The sequence below is a fragment of the Curtobacterium sp. MCBA15_016 genome (assembly GCF_001865105.1).
Lineage (GTDB): Bacteria > Actinomycetota > Actinomycetes > Actinomycetales > Microbacteriaceae > Curtobacterium.
On record NZ_MJGR01000004.1, the window covers coordinates 37,768 to 53,031 of the forward strand.

General features: G+C 72.5%; 20 protein-coding genes. 8 read left to right on the forward strand and 12 right to left on the reverse strand.

Annotated features, from left to right (window positions below; genetic code table 11):
• Positions 1-35 precede the first annotated feature (35 nt).
• The 3 genes from BIV03_RS02795 to BIV03_RS02805 all read left to right on the forward strand — a co-directional run bounded on the left by BIV03_RS02795 (position 36) and on the right by BIV03_RS02805 (position 2,868).
• Positions 36-497 (forward strand): MarR family winged helix-turn-helix transcriptional regulator, encoded by a 462-nt coding sequence (locus BIV03_RS02795; RefSeq protein WP_071294569.1) that lies wholly within the window; start codon positions 36-38, stop codon positions 495-497.
• Positions 498-781: 284 nt separating this feature from the next.
• Complete coding sequence (locus tag BIV03_RS02800) at positions 782-1,645, forward strand: hypothetical protein (protein WP_071294570.1); 864 nt, start codon at positions 782-784, stop codon at positions 1,643-1,645.
• 74 nt (positions 1,646-1,719) lie between these two features.
• Positions 1,720-2,868, forward strand: coding sequence for a low temperature requirement protein A (locus BIV03_RS02805; protein ID WP_254790698.1), 1,149 nt, complete (start codon positions 1,720-1,722; stop codon positions 2,866-2,868).
• A 100-nt stretch (positions 2,869-2,968) separates the two neighbouring features.
• Here BIV03_RS02805 and BIV03_RS02810 read toward each other — a convergent pair whose 3' ends face one another.
• From BIV03_RS02810 to BIV03_RS19405, 4 genes are read right to left on the reverse strand one after another with little or no spacing between them, the layout of a single operon-like run.
• Positions 2,969-3,277 carry a hypothetical protein gene (locus tag BIV03_RS02810; RefSeq protein WP_070418287.1) on the reverse strand — a complete coding sequence of 103 codons (309 nt, stop codon included), beginning with the start codon at positions 3,275-3,277 and terminating at the stop codon, positions 2,969-2,971.
• On the reverse strand, positions 3,274-3,906 hold the full coding sequence (locus BIV03_RS02815; RefSeq protein ID WP_070419458.1) for a hypothetical protein: 633 nt from the start codon (positions 3,904-3,906) through the stop codon (positions 3,274-3,276). The genes BIV03_RS02810 and BIV03_RS02815 overlap by 4 nt, the downstream gene beginning before the upstream one ends.
• Positions 3,903-4,457, reverse strand: a complete 555-nt coding sequence (locus BIV03_RS02820; RefSeq protein WP_070418286.1) for an RNA polymerase sigma factor — start codon at positions 4,455-4,457, stop codon at positions 3,903-3,905. The genes BIV03_RS02815 and BIV03_RS02820 overlap by 4 nt, the downstream gene beginning before the upstream one ends.
• 56 nt (positions 4,458-4,513) lie before the next feature.
• Positions 4,514-4,675 (reverse strand): hypothetical protein, encoded by a 162-nt coding sequence (locus tag BIV03_RS19405; RefSeq protein WP_175473682.1) that lies wholly within the window; start codon positions 4,673-4,675, stop codon positions 4,514-4,516.
• 96 nt (positions 4,676-4,771) lie between these two features.
• Between BIV03_RS19405 and BIV03_RS02825 the strand changes: the two genes are divergently transcribed.
• A complete protein-coding gene (locus BIV03_RS02825; RefSeq protein WP_083403161.1) occupies positions 4,772-5,437 on the forward strand; it encodes an MOSC domain-containing protein in 666 nt (221 codons plus the stop codon).
• A 25-nt stretch (positions 5,438-5,462) separates the two neighbouring features.
• Here the strand turns inward: BIV03_RS02825 and BIV03_RS02830 are convergent, their stop codons facing one another.
• Complete coding sequence (locus BIV03_RS02830; RefSeq protein ID WP_071294602.1) at positions 5,463-5,846, reverse strand: MmcQ/YjbR family DNA-binding protein; 384 nt, start codon at positions 5,844-5,846, stop codon at positions 5,463-5,465.
• An 83-nt stretch (positions 5,847-5,929) separates the two neighbouring features.
• Between BIV03_RS02830 and BIV03_RS02835 the strand changes: the two genes are divergently transcribed.
• Positions 5,930-6,229: an excalibur calcium-binding domain-containing protein gene (locus BIV03_RS02835; protein WP_139201839.1), complete on the forward strand. Its 300-nt coding sequence runs from the start codon at positions 5,930-5,932 to the stop codon at positions 6,227-6,229.
• A 10-nt stretch (positions 6,230-6,239) separates the two neighbouring features.
• Here the strand turns inward: BIV03_RS02835 and epsC are convergent, their stop codons facing one another.
• Both epsC and cysK read right to left on the reverse strand, forming a co-directional pair.
• Complete coding sequence (epsC, locus tag BIV03_RS02840) at positions 6,240-6,824, reverse strand: serine O-acetyltransferase EpsC (protein ID WP_229086908.1); 585 nt, start codon at positions 6,822-6,824, stop codon at positions 6,240-6,242.
• Positions 6,821-7,759 carry a cysteine synthase A gene (gene cysK, locus BIV03_RS02845; RefSeq protein ID WP_071294571.1) on the reverse strand — a complete coding sequence of 313 codons (939 nt, stop codon included), beginning with the start codon at positions 7,757-7,759 and terminating at the stop codon, positions 6,821-6,823. Before cysK ends, epsC begins: the two co-directional genes overlap by 4 nt.
• A gap of 194 nt (positions 7,760-7,953) precedes the next feature.
• Between cysK and BIV03_RS02850 the strand changes: the two genes are divergently transcribed.
• Positions 7,954-8,625: a DUF899 family protein gene (locus tag BIV03_RS02850; protein ID WP_071294604.1), complete on the forward strand. Its 672-nt coding sequence runs from the start codon at positions 7,954-7,956 to the stop codon at positions 8,623-8,625.
• On the opposite strand, the gene BIV03_RS02855 is transcribed toward BIV03_RS02850, so the two are convergent.
• Entirely contained in the window at positions 8,616-9,650 is a 1,035-nt protein-coding gene (locus BIV03_RS02855; protein WP_071294572.1) for a YhcG family protein, read from the reverse strand. The two genes, BIV03_RS02850 and BIV03_RS02855, sit on opposite strands and share 10 nt — an antisense overlap.
• 122 nt (positions 9,651-9,772) lie before the next feature.
• Positions 9,773-10,810 carry a dipeptidase gene (locus BIV03_RS02860; protein ID WP_071294573.1) on the reverse strand — a complete coding sequence of 346 codons (1,038 nt, stop codon included), beginning with the start codon at positions 10,808-10,810 and terminating at the stop codon, positions 9,773-9,775.
• Positions 10,811-10,854: 44 nt separating this feature from the next.
• Here BIV03_RS02860 and BIV03_RS02865 point away from each other — a divergent pair, with 44 nt between their 5' ends.
• Both BIV03_RS02865 and BIV03_RS02870 read left to right on the forward strand, forming a co-directional pair.
• Complete coding sequence (locus tag BIV03_RS02865; RefSeq protein ID WP_071294574.1) at positions 10,855-11,430, forward strand: GNAT family N-acetyltransferase; 576 nt, start codon at positions 10,855-10,857, stop codon at positions 11,428-11,430.
• Complete coding sequence (locus BIV03_RS02870) at positions 11,427-11,954, forward strand: SRPBCC family protein (RefSeq protein WP_071294575.1); 528 nt, start codon at positions 11,427-11,429, stop codon at positions 11,952-11,954. Before BIV03_RS02865 ends, BIV03_RS02870 begins: the two co-directional genes overlap by 4 nt.
• Here BIV03_RS02870 and BIV03_RS02875 read toward each other — a convergent pair.
• The 3 genes from BIV03_RS02875 to BIV03_RS02885 are packed head-to-tail and all read right to left on the reverse strand — an operon-like array spanning position 11,921 to position 15,248.
• Complete coding sequence (locus BIV03_RS02875) at positions 11,921-12,754, reverse strand: MurR/RpiR family transcriptional regulator (RefSeq protein WP_070418280.1); 834 nt, start codon at positions 12,752-12,754, stop codon at positions 11,921-11,923. The genes BIV03_RS02870 and BIV03_RS02875 overlap by 34 nt on opposite strands.
• Complete coding sequence (locus tag BIV03_RS02880; protein ID WP_071294576.1) at positions 12,751-14,010, reverse strand: allantoate amidohydrolase; 1,260 nt, start codon at positions 14,008-14,010, stop codon at positions 12,751-12,753. Before BIV03_RS02880 ends, BIV03_RS02875 begins: the two co-directional genes overlap by 4 nt.
• Entirely contained in the window at positions 14,007-15,248 is a 1,242-nt protein-coding gene (locus BIV03_RS02885; RefSeq protein ID WP_071294577.1) for an alanine--glyoxylate aminotransferase family protein, read from the reverse strand. The genes BIV03_RS02880 and BIV03_RS02885 overlap by 4 nt, the downstream gene beginning before the upstream one ends.
• Positions 15,249-15,264 lie beyond the last annotated feature (16 nt).

Genomic DNA, 15,264 nt, shown 5'->3' on the forward strand with positions numbered 1-15,264 from the left:
CCCCGACCACCCCGTCGAGCGACCCGGAGCACCGTATGAGCCACCGCCAGCCGGACCGTACCGAGATCGCCGCACGCCTCGCCGCGGCGGTCGGCCGGATCAACCGGCGGGCCCGCACGGACTCGGCCTCGCTCGGGTACGGCATCGTCTCGGCGCTGGCGACGATCCAGCGCGAGGGACCCCTGCGCCCGGGCGACCTGTCGCGGATCGAGGTCGTCACGAAGCCGACGATGACCCGCATCCTGACCGAGCTCGAGCAGCGCGGGTTCATCGAGCGCGAGGCGGACCCCCGGGACGGTCGGGCGTTCATGGTGACGGCCACCCCCGAGGGCATCGCAGCGGTCGAGCGAGCCCGTTCCACCCGCACCGGCATCGTCGCCGAGCTCATCGCCGAACTGCCCGACACCGACGTCGACGCCATCGCCGCCGCGCTCGACGCCCTCGAACGCGTCGCGCAGGGCGACCGCACCCAGGAAGCTCACACCTCGCGGGCCTGACCAGCCCGTTACCGAACCGTTACCAACGGGTGGACGGACGGTTCTGCCAGACAAACTGGACGGTGCACCCAGCAACACCGGTCATCGTGGCGGCTTCGCCCAGCGGCGGCCACCCCACGGTCGCCCGTCGGCGGACGGACGGGCCCCACACCACCGTCCGGTCCTCCCCCGGCTCGCGAACTCCTGACGACGGACGTCTCGTTCATCCGCACCCCTGCGCGCTCCCCCACCCCGCGTGCAGCGTCACGAGTCACGCACCACGAGCCGGCCGACCACCGGAATCGATGACAGGACGCAACACCGACCTCCCCACCACCACCGCCTCGACCCGACGTGAGGCCCTGAGCTCCCCCAACCGGCGCCTCCGCCGCGCGCTCCGCCGCCCCACCACGCTCATCGTGGGCGGGGCCGCAGTCCTCGCGGTCGCCGGAGGCATCGCCACCGTCGGCACGCAGCCCGCGATCGGCGAGGCCCTCGGCATGCCGACCGCCAGCGCGACCGCGGCACCGGCACTCGCCGGGACCGCGCTCGACCGGGCGCAGGCCGCGGCGACCATCGCCACGGCGGAGACGATCGCCGACTCGGCGAACGAGAAGACCGACACCGGCGTCCTCGAGCGCCGCATCGACGCGCTCGACGACTACCGGAAGCTCTCCGGCGCGGCACTGACCTCGCGGATCTCCTCGACGGTCGACGCCACGACGGCGGTCGCGGACGCCAGCGCCGCGCAGGACAAGCAGGACGCCGACGCGAAGGCCGCCGCTGCCGCCGCAGCGAAGCGCGCCGCGGCCGAACGGGCAGCAGCCGCCGAGGCCGCGCGCAAGCAGGCCGCCGCGAACACGGTCGAGGGCGCCAAGGCGACCGCGAGCTCGCTCGCCTCGTCGAAGTACGGCTGGGGTTCCGACCAGTTCCAGTGCCTCGACAACCTGTGGACCAAGGAGTCCGGCTGGAACTACCAGGCCGTCAACGCGAACGGCGGCGCGACCGGCATTCCGCAGGCGCTCCCCGGGTCGAAGATGGCCACGATCGCGTCCGACTGGCGGACGAACGCGACCACCCAGATCACCTGGGGCCTGCAGTACATCAGCGACGCGTACGGCACCCCGTGCGGCGCGTGGTCGCACTCGCAGGCGTCGAACTTCTACTGAGCCGACGCCAGGCACGCACGACGAACGACCCCGGGTCCTGCACCCGGGGTCGTTCGTCGTGTAGGCATACGCAGGTGACCACCATCGGACTCCGCCGCATGGCACCCCGCGACCCCACCGAGGGGCACCGCGCCGCCAGCCCCCTCGAGCTCCTCTTCGACCTCGTCTTCGTGGTCGCCGTCGGGTTCGCCGCGACGAACCTGCACGAGATCGAGGTCGAGGGGCACGTCTCGTCGGCCGTCCTCGCGTACGCCTTCGTCTTCTTCGCGATCTGGTGGGCGTGGATCAACTTCACCTGGTTCGCCACCTCGTTCGACACCGACGACTGGCTCTACCGCGTGATGACCTTCGTGCAGATGGCGGGGGTCCTCGTGCTCGCCGCCGGGGTGCACGCCGCGATGGTCGAGGGGTCGACCACGGTCGTCGTGCTCGGCTACGTCATCATGCGGCTCGCCCTCGTCGGGCAGTGGCTCCGGGTCGCCGCGTCGTCGTCGGAGTACCGGCGGACCGCACTCCGGTACGCCGGCGGCATCGTCGTCGTGCAGGTGCTCTGGGTGCTCGCGCTCCTGCTGCCGGACGGCGTCTCGTGGGGTGTGATCCCGGTGCTCATCCTGCTCGAGGTCCTCGTCCCGCCGTTCGCGGAGGCCGGCACGCAGACCACCCCGTGGCACACCCGGCACATCGCGGAGCGCTACTCCCTCTTCACGCTGATCGTCCTCGGCGAGGGGCTCGTGGCCTCGGCGAACGCGGTCATCGACGGCATCGCGCACGCCGACCACCTCGGGTCGCTCCTCGTGCTGGCGGCGTGCGGGCTCGTGATCGTCGCCGGACTGTGGTGGATCTACTTCTCCCGCGAGCAGCACGACCACATCCGGTCCCTGCCGACCGCGCTCCTATTCGGCTACGGCCACTACCTGGTCTTCGCCGCGGCCGGGGCACTCCCGGCGGGGATCGAGGTCGCGGTGAGCGCCGACGCGGGCGAGGCCGACCTGTCGCACGCGACCGTCGCCGCCACGATCGCCGTGCCGGTCGCGCTGTTCGTGCTGTCGATCTGGGCGCTGGCGCTCCGGCCGTCCCTCAGCCTCGGCTGGAACGTCGTCGTCGTGGCACTCGCGCTCGCGGTGCTCGCGAGCATCGCCGTGCCGTCGGTGTCCCTCGTGGCGACGGCACTGCTCGTCGCCGCCGTGGTCGTCGTGCTGGAGGTCGCCGACCGGCGACCGTGACCCGCAGGCGGACGTGAGCGAGCCGGTGACGGTGACCGGCTGACGGACGGGAGGCGCGGCGCGGGCCCGCGACGTCCCTCCCGAACCGCAGGCGGGTGCGTCAGCCGACGCGCGCGATCCGCACGTCGACCCGGCTGAGCGGCAGGCCGTGCTCGGTCGCGGCGGCGAGCGCCGCGAGGTGTGCCGCGCGTGCCGTCTCGGGTGCCGGGACGGAACCGTCGGTCCCGATCACGATGCGGAGGACGTCGTCGTCGAGCACCACGCGCGCGACCGTGGTGCGGGTCGCGAGGTTCTTGGCGGCACCGACCGCGCTGCCGAGCGTCGGGCGTGCCCGGTAGAGCTCGGCGACCCCGGGGACCGCGACGACCGCTGCCTCGATCGCGGCGAAGGTCTCGTCGTGGCTGCTCATGCTCGTTCCTCCTCGGCGTCGGGGCCCGGCTCGTCGTCGGACGGTGGCAGCAGGTCGCGCACCACAACGTCCACGGACTCGACGAGCAGGTCGGTCTCGGTCGCGAGGACCTCGGCGACGGTCTCGCGGATGTCCGACGCCACGCGCTGGATCGTCGACCCGGCGCGGACGGCGATCTCGACGACGATGCGCACCGGGGCACCGAGCTCGGTGACGTCCCCTTCGAGCGTGCACCGTGCGATGAGCGCGTCGGGCACCGCGTCGCCGGCGGTCCGGACGAGCGAGCGGATGGCGCCCTCGGTCATGACCGGGCGTTCGGTGGGCGCCGCCGGGCGGAGCGGGACGTCACGGCCGGCGCGTGCCTCGAGCGAGATGTTCGCGAGCACGCCGCTGATCCACGACTCGTCGGCGGGTGCTTCCTGTTCGGCAGCGGCCTCGAGCGAGCCGAGCGAGGACTGCCGGAGCCGCACGATGGCGGCGAGGGCGTTCTGGCACGCGGCGGAGTGGTCGATGCTCGGGTCGGCCGGCTGCATGCCGGCGTCGAGGTAGTCGGCCAGCTCGTCGATCGTGTGGCCGTCGAGGTCGTCGGGTTCGAGGGAGTCGAGCCGGACGGGATCGGGTTCGGTCATCGCCATCCCTCCATGAGACGGATCATGTTCTTGCGCGCCCGGGACAGCAGTCCCCGGACGGTCGAGGTCGGGAGGTCCAGTTCCTCCGCGATGGCCTCGTACGAGTACTCGAGCACTTCCTTCATCACCCACGTGCGGCGCTGCGCCTCGGGCAGTTCCGCGAGCGCCGTCTCGACCGCTTCCTCGCGGGAGCGGGCCTCGGCGACGCGTTCGGGTGCGTCGTCCGCCGGTGCCTCGACCTCGAGCTCGGTGACGTCGTCGTGGAACCGCCGGGCCCGGATGCGGTCGATGCACTTCCGGCTGAGGATGCGCATGAGCCACGCCTTGACCCGGGCACCGTCCTGGAGCGTGTCGAGCTGGTTCCAGGCGGTGATGAACGTCTCCTGCACGACGTCGTCGAGTTCGTCGGTCGAGCCGAGGGTCCGGCGGGCGTAGGCACGGAGCAGGGGGGTGTGGCGCCGGATGAGGACCTCGAACGCCCGGACGTCGCCGTCGGACGATCGACCAGCGAGGACGGCGTCGTCGAGGTCGGTGAGGGGCTGGTGGTGCACGCTTTCCTTCTACTGGTGTGGGGTCGGGGGTTCCTGAGTGCGGTGCCGTCGTGCCGCTAGGCCGTGTGGGCCGGGTGTCCGTGCGTGCGGCGGACCTTCATCGGGCCGACGGGCCGCGCGGACAGCGACCGGACGCGTGCCTGCGCCAGGACGTGCTCGTGCCCGACGCGGACGAGCGCGGTGGTCGCGAGGTGTGCTGCGGGTGCGGTGTCGGTCATGACGGGGTCCTCCATCGGGGTGCTCACCGATGGGACGGAACGAACAGCCGGATCGTCACACTTCTGCGTGCGCGGGTTCTGCGGCAGGCTGGGGGCATGTCCCTCGTCACCGCCGTCTGCCGCGTCGACCGCCTGCTGCCCGACTCCGGCACCATCGGGGTCACCGCGATCGACAAGCGCCCCGTCGACGGCCCCGTCCGGGTCCGTCCGCTCGGGCTGTACGCCGACGTGCAGGCGGACCGGAAGCACCACGGTGGCGAGGACCAGGCGGTGTACGCCTACGCGGACGAGGACGCGGCGTACTTCGCGGACCTGCTCGACCGGGACGTCCCGCCGGGGCTGTTCGGCGAGAACCTGCGCACGACGGGCGTCGACGTCACCGGCGCCGTGACGGGGGAACGCTGGCGGATCGGCGAGACCCTCGAGCTCGAGGTCACGATCCCGCGGATCCCCTGCGGCACCTTCGCCCGCCGGATGCGGGTGGACAAGTGGGTCAAGCGGTTCACGGAGGAGGGCCGCCCCGGCGCCTACCTCCGCGTGGTGCGGTCCGGGCCCGTGTCCGCCGGCGACCCGGTCGTCGTCACCCACCGACCGGACCACGGCGTCACGATCGGCCAGCTCTTCACGGGCCTGACGCCCGAGCAGGCACAGGCCGTGCTGTCGTCGGGGCGCGGGACGGGTCCTGGTGGCCCGGGGACGGGTGGGCTCGCGCCGAAGGTCGTCCGGGACGTGTCGAAGGTCCTGGCGCGCGCGACCGCCTGAGTGCGGGCGGTCCGCCGGGCCGTGGTCAGTCCTGCTGCGTCCGGCGCACGGGGTCGATCGGGCGCTTCGCCTGCGGCAGCTTCGCGACGACGAGGTCGTACGCGTTGCCGACGAGGTCCTCGACCAGGGTCTCGTCGATGCCGTCCCCGGGTGACAGCGTGATCCAGTGCTGCTTGTTCATGTGCCAGCCCGGGGTGATCTCGGCGTGGTCGCGCACCAGGGCGGCACCGTGGGGCGGCGCGCACTTGAGGTTCACGATCGGCACGCCACGGAGCTCGGAGGTCATCACGAACATCTTGCCGACGACCTTGTAGACGAACGCGCCTTCACCGAAGGGCTGGGTCTCCGCCACCGCGGGCAGGGCCATCGCGGTGCGGATCGCGACCTCGTGCAGCGTCTCGCCGTCCATGTGCTCCAGCATGCACCGGACCGCCGACGGTGCACCTCGTTCTGGGGTGCGTGCGGACCCCGGTTCCGAACTATCCTCAGGCCGTGCACATCACCCGAACCCTCAGCATCGCCGCCGCCACCGCCGTGCTCGCTGCGACCGCCGTCGTCGGCGGCGCCTCGACCGCGCAGGCCGCCCCCACCGTCTACAAGAACTGCACCGCCGTGCAGAAGGTGTACTCGGGCGGGATCGCGAAGAAGTCCGTCACGAAGAACCGCGTCACCTCGAAGGGCAAGGTCACGTACCGGGCACTCAAGGGCACGGTGAAGAAGGACGACGCGCTGTACGCGGCGAACAAGAAGATGGACGCCGACGGCGACGGGATCGCCTGCGAGAAGAGCTGACCCCGGCGCGTCAGAGGGGCGGGACGCCCTCGTGTCCCGAGCGCGGGCGGGCCGTCCCGGCGACACCCGTCACGACCGACCCCGGTGGGACGTCCTTCGTCACCACCGTGTTCGCGCCGACGACGGAGTCCGCGCCGACCGTGATCGCGCCGATGAGCGACGACCCGGCACCGAGCACGACGCGGTCCCCCACCGCCGGGTGCCGACGGGCTCCGGGCCCGTGGTCGCCCCCGCGGCCGCCGAGGGTCACCCCGTGGAAGAGCACGACGTCGTCGCCGACCACCGCGGTCTCCCCGATGACGACCCCCATGCCGTGGTCGATGAAGAACCGACGGCCGATGCGGGCACCGGGGTGGATCTCGATGCCGGTGACCGACCGGGCGACCTGCGCGAGGACCCGGGCCGCGAACCGCGACCCCGGCAGGCCCTCGGCGATCCAGAGCCGGTGCGTCAGTCGGTGGGTCCAGACGGCGTGCAGTCCCGAGTAGACGATCGCGTTCTCGAGATCGCCACGGGACGCGGGGTCACCGCGGCGTGCTGCGGCCAGGTCCTCCCGGACGGTCCGCAGCACGCCTCGTCGGGCGGGACGACTCACGCAGTGAGTCCCTCGAAGAGGACGGTCGACAGGTAGCGCTCACCGGTGTCGCACACGATCGCGACGACCCGCTTGCCCGCGTTCTCCGGGCGTGCGGCGATCTCGATCGCGGCGTGGATGATCGCGCCGGACGAGATGCCCGCGAGGATGCCCTCCTGCGTGCCGAGGTCGCGGGCGACCCGGAGCGCGTCGTCCAGCTCGACGTCGAACACCTCGTCGATGACCGACTGGTCGAGGACCTCGGGGATGAAGTTCGCGCCGATGCCCTGGATCTTGTGCGGACCCGCCTTGCCCTCGGTCAGCAGCGGCGAGTCCTTCGGCTCCACCGCGACGATCTGCACACCGGGCACGCGCTCCTTGAGGACCTGGCCGACACCGGTGATCGTGCCGCCCGTGCCGACGCCCGCGACGAACACGTCGACGTGCTCCTCGGTGTCGCGGAGGATCTCCTCCGCCGTCGTCTTCCGGTGGATGGCCGCGTTCGCCGGCGTCTCGAACTGGTGGGCGAGGATCGCGCCGGGCGTCTCGGCGACGATCTGCTCCGCCTTCGACACCGCGCCCTTCATGCCCTCGGGCCCCGGGGTGAGGACGATCTCGGCACCGTAGGCGCGGATGAGGGCACGACGCTCGACGCTCATCGTCTCGGGCATCGTGATGACGACCCGGTACCCGCGAGCCGCGCCGACCAGTGCGAGCGCGATGCCCGTGTTGCCGGAGGACCCCTCGACGATCGTCCCGCCGGCCTGCAGCTCGCCGGACTCCTCGGCCGCGTCGATGATCGCGACGCCGAGCCGGTCCTTCACGCTCGCACCCGGGTTGTAGAACTCGAGCTTCGCCAGGACCTCGGCGCCGCCCTCCTTCGGGAGGCGGTTCAGCCGGACCAGCGGCGTGTTCCCGAACGCCTGCGAGATGTTGTCGTGGATCGTGCCGCTCATCGGTACCGTCCTCTTCGGGTCAGGTCGCGTGCCTCCGCCCTGGAGGCACGGCGTGCGCTGCGATCCTAGCGATCGGACCTCGGGTGGTGCTGCCTCGTGACGCGTGCTCCGCACCGGGCGCTCGCCGTGCCTCCCGTCCGTCACGCCGCGACCGCGACGCGCGTACCGTGCGCCGCAACGACGAGGAGGTCGCCATGTCCAAGGAGCAGCAACCCGACGCCACGCCACCCGTCGTCGATCGCGCAGCGTTCGACACGGCGCTCGCCGCGCAGGTGCGCGACGAGAAGGAACTCACCCGCCACGGCGACCGCATCTCGGCCGCGCGCCGACGGCTCCCGATGGTCCGCGTCGACGACTACGAGTTCACCGGTCCCGACGGTCCCGTGCGACTGACGGAGCTGTTCGCCGGGAAGTACCTGCTCCTCGTGCAGAACGTCATGTACGGACGGGACTGGGACGCCGGCTGCCCGAGCTGCACGTGGGCCGTCGACAACCTGCCCGCCGGCATGGGCCGCCTCGACGACGAGGGGATCGCGTTCGCGATGGTCTCAGAGGGGCCGATCGAGCGGCTCGAGGCCTGGCGGCAGCAGCACGGGTGGCCGCACACGTGGGTGTCGTCCGGCGCGACGAGCTACCACGACGACTGGGGCTGGACCGTGCACAGCGACGACTGGGACGGCCCGGTGCCCGGGTACTCGTACTACCTGCTGCGCGACGGTGTGCCGTACCTGACCTACGCGACCGGTGCGCGCGGGACGGAGGCGATCCTGCCGGTGCCGCACATCATGGACCGCACGGTGTACGGACGGCAGCAGGACTGGGAGGACAGTCCCGAGGGCTGGCCGCAGTACCCCACCTACGGCTGACCGGACCGCGGCCCCTTCGGTCCGAGCAGAGCGCGTTGCAGCTGGGCTTCGGACGGCAGCACCCGCTGCAGCTCCGGGGGCAGGAGCTCGTAGGACGCGACGCCGACCGGAGCGTTCGACGTCCCGAGCGCGTACCGGACGACCGCATCGTTCTTGCCCGTGACCAGGAGCAATCCGACCGTGTCGGCGTGGTGTGGGCGTCGGAGGTCCGCATCCACGAGGGCGACGTAGAACGACAACTGACCGACGTTGTCCGGCCGGAACTCCCCCGTTTTCAGTTCGACGACCACGTACCGGAGTTGCTCGACGTGGAAGAAGAGCAGGTCGACGAAGAAGTCGTTGCCGTCGACGTCGAAGTGCACCTGCCGGCCGACGAAGGCGAACCCCGTCCCGAGTTCTCGTAGGGTGTCCGCGATCCGGTCGACCATCGCCTGCTCGATCGAGCGTTCGTCCCGGTCACCGTCGACGGCGAGGAAGTCCAGGATGTACGGATCCCTGGTGATCTGCTGCGCCAGGTCCGCACCGTCGTCGTCGAGCAGCCGACTGAAGTTCGTCGCGGCGGCGGCATGCCGCTCCGCGGCACGACTGCGGAGATTGTGTCGCAGGACGTTGCGCGACCAGCCTCCGGCCACCGCCTGACGGACGTACCACGCTCGGAGTCCGCTGTCGGGGACGCTGAGCAGGACGGTGATGTGCCCCCAGGGCAATCGGTCAACAGCCTGTTGACCGATTGCGTCTTCGTCGGGCCACGTTGCGGCGAACTGTCGCATGTACTTGAGGTTCGTCGCAGAGAACCCCTTCATGGACGGGAACTCCGCACGGAGGTCAGCCGCGAGGCGGGTCAGAACACCCGTTCCCCACGCGCCGTTCCGCGATCGCTCGAGCAGGATCGAGCCGATCGACCAGTACAGGTGGACGAGGTGCGCATTCGCCGCGAGCTGCGCGCGAGATCGAGTGCTGGTGACACGGTCTCGGATGGAGCGGAGCGTGTCGGCGTACTCCCCGGGCACAGGCTGGTCGATCATCCGCCGATCGTGCACGGCGAGTCGGTGCCGCGTCCACGATCTGGGATGCACGGCAGCCGCCAGGTGAACGCGGTCCCATCCCCTCCGGACCGAGCCGGCCGCCGCGGCGCCCGCGGACGTCGTCAGCGCACGTGCGCCGTCCGCGCGAACCGCTCGTCCGTCGCCGCGAGCACCCGCAGCACGTTGCCCCCGGCCAGGGCGCGCAGGTCCTCCGGGCCCCAGCCACGACGCTGCAGTTCCGCCGCCAGCACCGGGTACCGCGACACGTCCCGCAGGTCCGGCGGCAGCACGGGCGTCCCGTCGTAGTCGCCGCCGAGCCCGATGTGCGCCGCGCCGGCGACCTCACGCGCGTGCTCGACGTGGTCCGCCACGTCCGACACCGTGACGAGCGGGGGCTCCCCCACCGAACCGGCGTCCTCCCACTCGGCCCACGCCCGGGACACGAACTTCGGCACGAAGGTGATCATCACGACACCGCCGTTGTCGCGCAGGCGGGCGAGCACGTCGTCCGGGACGTTCCGCGGGTGGTCGTTCACCGCGATCGTCGAGGAGTGGCTGAACACCACCGGCTGCGTGGCGACGTCGAGGGTGTCGCGCATGGTCTCCGGCGACGTGTGCGACAGGTCGACGAGCATCCCGATCCGCTCCATCTCGGCCACGACCTCGCGCCCGCGGTCGGTCAGGCCGCCGTGCGGGTGGGAGCCGGTGGCCGAGTCGGCCCAGGGTGTGTCGTCGTTGTGCGTGAGGGTCATGTACCGGACCCCGAGCCGGGCGAGGTCGCGGAGCACCGCCAGGTCGTCACCGATCGAGTGGCCGCCCTCGGCGCCGAGCAGCGACGCGGTGCGCCCGGCGTCGACGGCCGCGACGACCTCGGCCGCGGTCCGGGCGAGGGTGAGCGACTCCGGGTACCGCTCGATGATCCGGTGTGCGAGGTCGACCTGCTGCAGCGTCGCGCGGACGGGATCGGGGACGTCGGTGGGGACGAACACCGACCAGAACTGCCCGACCACCCCGCCGGCACGGAGCTTCGGCAGGTCGGTGTGCAGGGACCCCTGCTCGGAGTCGATGCCCTCGACCCCGGAGTCGTGGGTCTCGCGCCGCTCCCAGGGCAGGTCGTTGTGTCCGTCGATGACCGGGAACGGGAGCGCGTCGAACGTCATGCCACCGACGCTACCGCGACGACCGCCGTCGCTAGGCTCGCCCCATGGACCCCGTCACGCTGCGGACCGAGCGGCTGGTCCTCTCGGTCCCCGAGCTCACCGATGCCGACGACGTCGTCGCCTACGCGACCGATCCCGACGTGGTGGCGTTCATCCCGATGCCCGAACCGTACGGTCACGCCGAGGCCCGCCACTGGCTCACGGCCGTGGTGCAGGACGGCTGGGCGTCGGACACCCGCTACGAGTTCGCCCTCCGCCGTGCCGACGACCCACGGCTGCTCGGTACCGTCGGGCTCTTCGGGTTCGCCGGCGGCGGCGCGGAGATCGGGTACGCGACCCACCCGGACGCCCGCGGGCACGGCTTCGTGACCGAGGCGGCGGACCGCGTGCTGCAGTGGGCGTTCGCGCCGGCTCCCGACGGGCTCGGGCTCGCGCGCGTGCAGTGGCGGGCGATGGCGGAGAACCGTGCGTCGATCGCCGTCGCGCAGCGGCTCGGCATGCGGTACGAAGGGCGTCAGCGGTCCGCGGTGCTCCAGCACGGCCGGCGCCACGACCAGCTGCTGGCAGCCGTCCTGCGCGACGACGACCGATCCGTCCGACCGGACTGGCCGACGTCGTGACCGTCGCGTTCCGGGTCGTCACCGACCTCGCCGCCCCGCCGGAGCGCGCGTTCGCGCTGTCGCTCGACATCGGCGCGCACGAGCGGTCCATGGCCGCCACGGACGAGCACGCGGTCGCGGGTACCACGGCCGGCACGATCGGGCTCGGTGAGTCCGTCACGTGGCGCGCGCGGCACTTCGGGATCGTGTGGCGGATGACGAGTCGGATCACGGCTCTGGAGGCGCCCCACCGGTTCGTCGACGAACAGGTGCGTGGACCGTTCGCCCGGTTCCGGCACGAGCACCGGTTCGAGCGGTCGGCCGGCGGCACGCGGATGGTCGACGAGATCGAGTTCCGCGCACCGCTCGGGGTGCTCGGGGTCGTCGCCGAGCGGCTCGCGTTGGCCCGGTACCTGCCGAGGCTGATCCGGGAGCGCAACGCCTCGCTGGCGGCCGAACTCGCCGGCGAGCGCGGCGGTGCCGGCGACGACGAGCGCGGCGACGGCACGGGTCAGGGCGCGGCGAGCTCCCCCAGCGCGTCGTAGGCCTGCGCCACCGCGTCCACCCGTGCGCGTCCGCCCGGGCCGGATGCCTCGTACACGTCGTTCGCGACCGCGGCGACGACGGCGAACAGCGCCGCCATCGAGTCGAACGCCGACGGGGAGTCCACCGGGCAGAGGATCGCCGTGGCCGCCGGGGCCGCGATGACCGCCGCGGTCGGGTCGCCCAGGACGACGACGTCCGCGCCGCTGGCGACGCAGTGCCGCACGAGCTTGCCGATGCCGGCGGCGTGCCGGCGCACCGTGACGATGATGACGAGGTCGCGTCGGTCGAGGTCGGCCACCTCTTCGCCGAGGCGCTGTCCCGGGGCCGGGCCGATGCGGACGTCCGGTCGGACCTGCGCGAGCTGGGCGCGCAGTTGGAGGGCGATCGGGTACGCCCCGCGCTCCCCCGCCACGAGCACCCGGCGGGCGCGGACGATCCGACGGGCGAGACGGGGACGGTCGGCCCGGGCGAGCGAGGCGAACGCGGCGTCGAGGTTGCGCGACTCGACGGCGCGCTGGTCGACGTGCGCCGCGTCCTCGGCGGCCCACGGCAGGCCGGAGCCCCGCGCCGACATCAGGTTCTGCCGGACCTCCGCGGCGTCCTGGAAGCCGAGCGACCGGACGAGCCGGGAGACCGTGGCCTTCGAGGTGCCCGACTCGGCGGCGAGCTCGGCCGAGGTCCCGACGAGCAGGAGTTCGGGGTCGTGGCGCACCATCGCGGCGACGCGGCGCTCGGCCGGGGACAGCTGCTCCCACACCGAGTCGATGCGCGCCCGGACGTCGGGGCCCGCGGTGCTCACGCTGCGGCCACCCGTCCGACCGCGACCGCGAGCGCGTCGAGCCCGAGGGCGATGTCCTCGGTGGAGACGAACTCGTCGGGGTGGTGGCTGATGCCGTCCGGGTTGCGGAGGAAGAGCATCGCGACGTCGGTCACGAGCCCGAGCGACATGGCGTCGTGTCCCGCGCGGGAGAACAGCTCGATCGGACGGGGCTCCCCCGTCGACTCGATGCCCGCCCGGACGGCGTCCATCAGCCGCGGTGCGCAGAACACCGCCGGCGCACGGTGGACCTCGGTCGGCTCGACGCTGACGCCACGGCGCTCCCCGATGAGCGCGAACGCGTTCGTGATCTCGTCCCACACGGCGTCGCGTCCCTCGTCGAACTCCCCGCGCAGGTCGACCGAGAACCGTGCCAGCCCCGGGACGACGTTCACCGCGCCGGGTTCGACGGTCATGGTGCCGACCGTGCCGACGTGCTGCGATGCCCGGCAGATCCGTTCGACGGCGAGGGCGGCCTCTGCGGCGGCGAGCAGGGCGTCGTGCCGTCGGTCGTAGGGGGTGCCGCCGGCGTGCCGCGCCTCGCCGACGGCCTCGACGGTGAACCGCCGCGCGCTCGCGATGCTCGTGACGACGCCGAGCGCCTGACCGGCCTGTTCGAGGTACGGCCCCTGCTCGATGTGCGCCTCGAGGTAGCCGGCGAGCGCCGACGGTTCGACCGCGGCCTCGTGCACGCGCGACGGGTCGAGCCCGAAGCGGGTGAAGGCGTCGCGGAGGGTGACCCCGTCGCCGTCGGTGAGGTCCCACCAGGACTCGTCCCAGACACCGGCGACCGCGGAGGACCCGAGCAGCGCCTTGCCGAAGCGGGTGCCCTCCTCGTCGGAGAACGCGATGACCTCGAGCGCGACGGGGAGCGGGCCGTCGGCGGTCACCCGCGCCACCGTCCGGATGGCCATGAGGACCCCGACGATCCCGTCGTACCGGCCGGCGTCCACCACGGTGTCGAGGTGCGACCCGAGCAGCAGCACGGGGGCGTCGGGGGTCGTACCGTCGACGCGGCCGTGCAGGTTGCCCGCCGCGTCCTGCCAGGTGCTGAGGCCGGCGTCGCGCATCCAGCCGGCGACGATCGCGTTGACCCGTGCGTGCTCCGGCGAGAGGTAGACGCGGGTGATCCGGCCGGGCTCCTCGGTGACGGTCGCGAGTTCGTCGCACCACCCGGCGATCAGCGTCGCGTCGGCGGTGGCGGTCGCGGAGGCCCGGACCGCGGACGGCGCGCTCACGCCGACACCCCGGCAGCGACGACGCCTGCACCGGCGTAGACGTCGAGCGCCGCGTCCACGCCACCGCCGGACGGTACCGCGTGCCCGGCCCGGCGCAGGGCGTGCTCGAGCGCGGCGAGGGTCGTCACGACGGTGTCCTTGCGCGCGTTGTAGCCCATGGTGCCGATCCGCCAGACCCGTCCGTGCAGCGGCCCGAACGACGTGCCGATCTCGATGCCGTGGTCGTCGAGCATCGCGGCACGGACCTGGTCGCCGACGACGTCCGACGGGATCTCGACCGCGACGACGTTGTGCATCTTGTGCCCGAGGTCGCCGAAGACGCCGAGACCGAGTGCCTGCACCCCGGCGGTCATCGCGCGGCCGGCGGTCTCGTGGCGTGCGACCACGGCGTCGCGGCCCTCCTCCAGCAGGATCCGGGCGCACTCGTTCGCGGCGTAGAGCATCGACGCGGCCTCGGTGTGGTGGTTGAGCCGTCGCGGGCCCCAGTAGTCGAGGATCATCGCGAGGTCGAGGTAGTTCGACCGGATGGGTTCGTCGGCGACCTCGTCCCCGGGTTCGCGGATGCCCGCCTCGACGCTGCGCCGCTGGTCGAGCACGGCGACGGCCCGCGGCGAGACGGTGAGCGGCGCGCTGCCGGACGGTCCGCCCAGGCACTTCTGCAGCCCCGCGCTCACGGCGTCGATGCCCCATGCGTCGACCTCGAGCGGGTTGCCCCCGACGGTGGCGGTCGCGTCCGTGTAGAACAGCACGCCGTGCCGTTCGCAGATCGCTCCGAGCTCGTCGAGCGGCTGGTTCATCGTGGTCGAGGTGTCGCCCTGCACGATCGCCAGGACCTTCGGGCGCACCTGCGCGATCGCGTCCTCGATCGCCGACGGGGTGAACACCTGCCCCCACTCGGTCTCGATCGTGTGGACCTCGGCCCCGGCACGCCCGGCGATCTCGGCGAGCAGGTGCCCGAAGCGCCCGAACACCGGCACGAGCACGCGGTCCCCCGGGGCGAGCAGGGACACGAGCGCCGCCTCGATGCCGGCGCGGGAGGTCCCGTCGACGAGGACGGTCGCCTCGTTCGTGGTGCCGAACACCCGCCGGTACAGCTCCTGCGTCTCGTTCATCGTGGTGGTCATCCACGGGTCGTACTGCCCGACGAGCGGTGTCGACAGGGCACGGAGCACCCGCGGGTCGGCGGTGATCGGCCCCGGTCCCATGAGCAGACGGGCGGGTGGGTTCACAGGGAGCATGTTCGGTCCTCTCGTT

Excerpts from the sequence above, each read along its gene's own strand:
- BIV03_RS02860 (WP_071294573.1), bottom strand. The coding sequence starts at position 10,810 with ATGACGTTCGACGCGCTCCCGTTCCCGGTCATCGACGGACACAACGAC.
- cysK (WP_071294571.1), bottom strand. The coding sequence starts at position 7,759 with ATGAGCGGCACGATCCACGACAACATCTCGCAGGCGTTCGGGAACACG.
- BIV03_RS02855 (WP_071294572.1), bottom strand. The coding sequence starts at position 9,650 with ATGATCGACCAGCCTGTGCCCGGGGAGTACGCCGACACGCTCCGCTCC.
- BIV03_RS02800 (WP_071294570.1), top strand. The coding sequence starts at position 782 with ATGACAGGACGCAACACCGACCTCCCCACCACCACCGCCTCGACCCGA.
- BIV03_RS19405 (WP_175473682.1), bottom strand. The coding sequence starts at position 4,675 with ATGACCGACACCGCACCCGCAGCACACCTCGCGACCACCGCGCTCGTC.
- BIV03_RS02850 (WP_071294604.1), top strand. The coding sequence starts at position 7,954 with ATGTCCAAGGAGCAGCAACCCGACGCCACGCCACCCGTCGTCGATCGC.
- BIV03_RS02825 (WP_083403161.1), top strand. The coding sequence starts at position 4,772 with ATGTCCCTCGTCACCGCCGTCTGCCGCGTCGACCGCCTGCTGCCCGAC.
- BIV03_RS02810 (WP_070418287.1), bottom strand. The coding sequence starts at position 3,277 with ATGAGCAGCCACGACGAGACCTTCGCCGCGATCGAGGCAGCGGTCGTC.
- BIV03_RS02795 (WP_071294569.1), top strand. The coding sequence starts at position 36 with ATGAGCCACCGCCAGCCGGACCGTACCGAGATCGCCGCACGCCTCGCC.
- BIV03_RS02830 (WP_071294602.1), bottom strand. The coding sequence starts at position 5,846 with ATGGACGGCGAGACGCTGCACGAGGTCGCGATCCGCACCGCGATGGCC.
- BIV03_RS02815 (WP_070419458.1), bottom strand. The coding sequence starts at position 3,906 with ATGACCGAACCCGATCCCGTCCGGCTCGACTCCCTCGAACCCGACGAC.
- BIV03_RS02885 (WP_071294577.1), bottom strand. The coding sequence starts at position 15,248 with ATGCTCCCTGTGAACCCACCCGCCCGTCTGCTCATGGGACCGGGGCCG.
- BIV03_RS02865 (WP_071294574.1), top strand. The coding sequence starts at position 10,855 with ATGGACCCCGTCACGCTGCGGACCGAGCGGCTGGTCCTCTCGGTCCCC.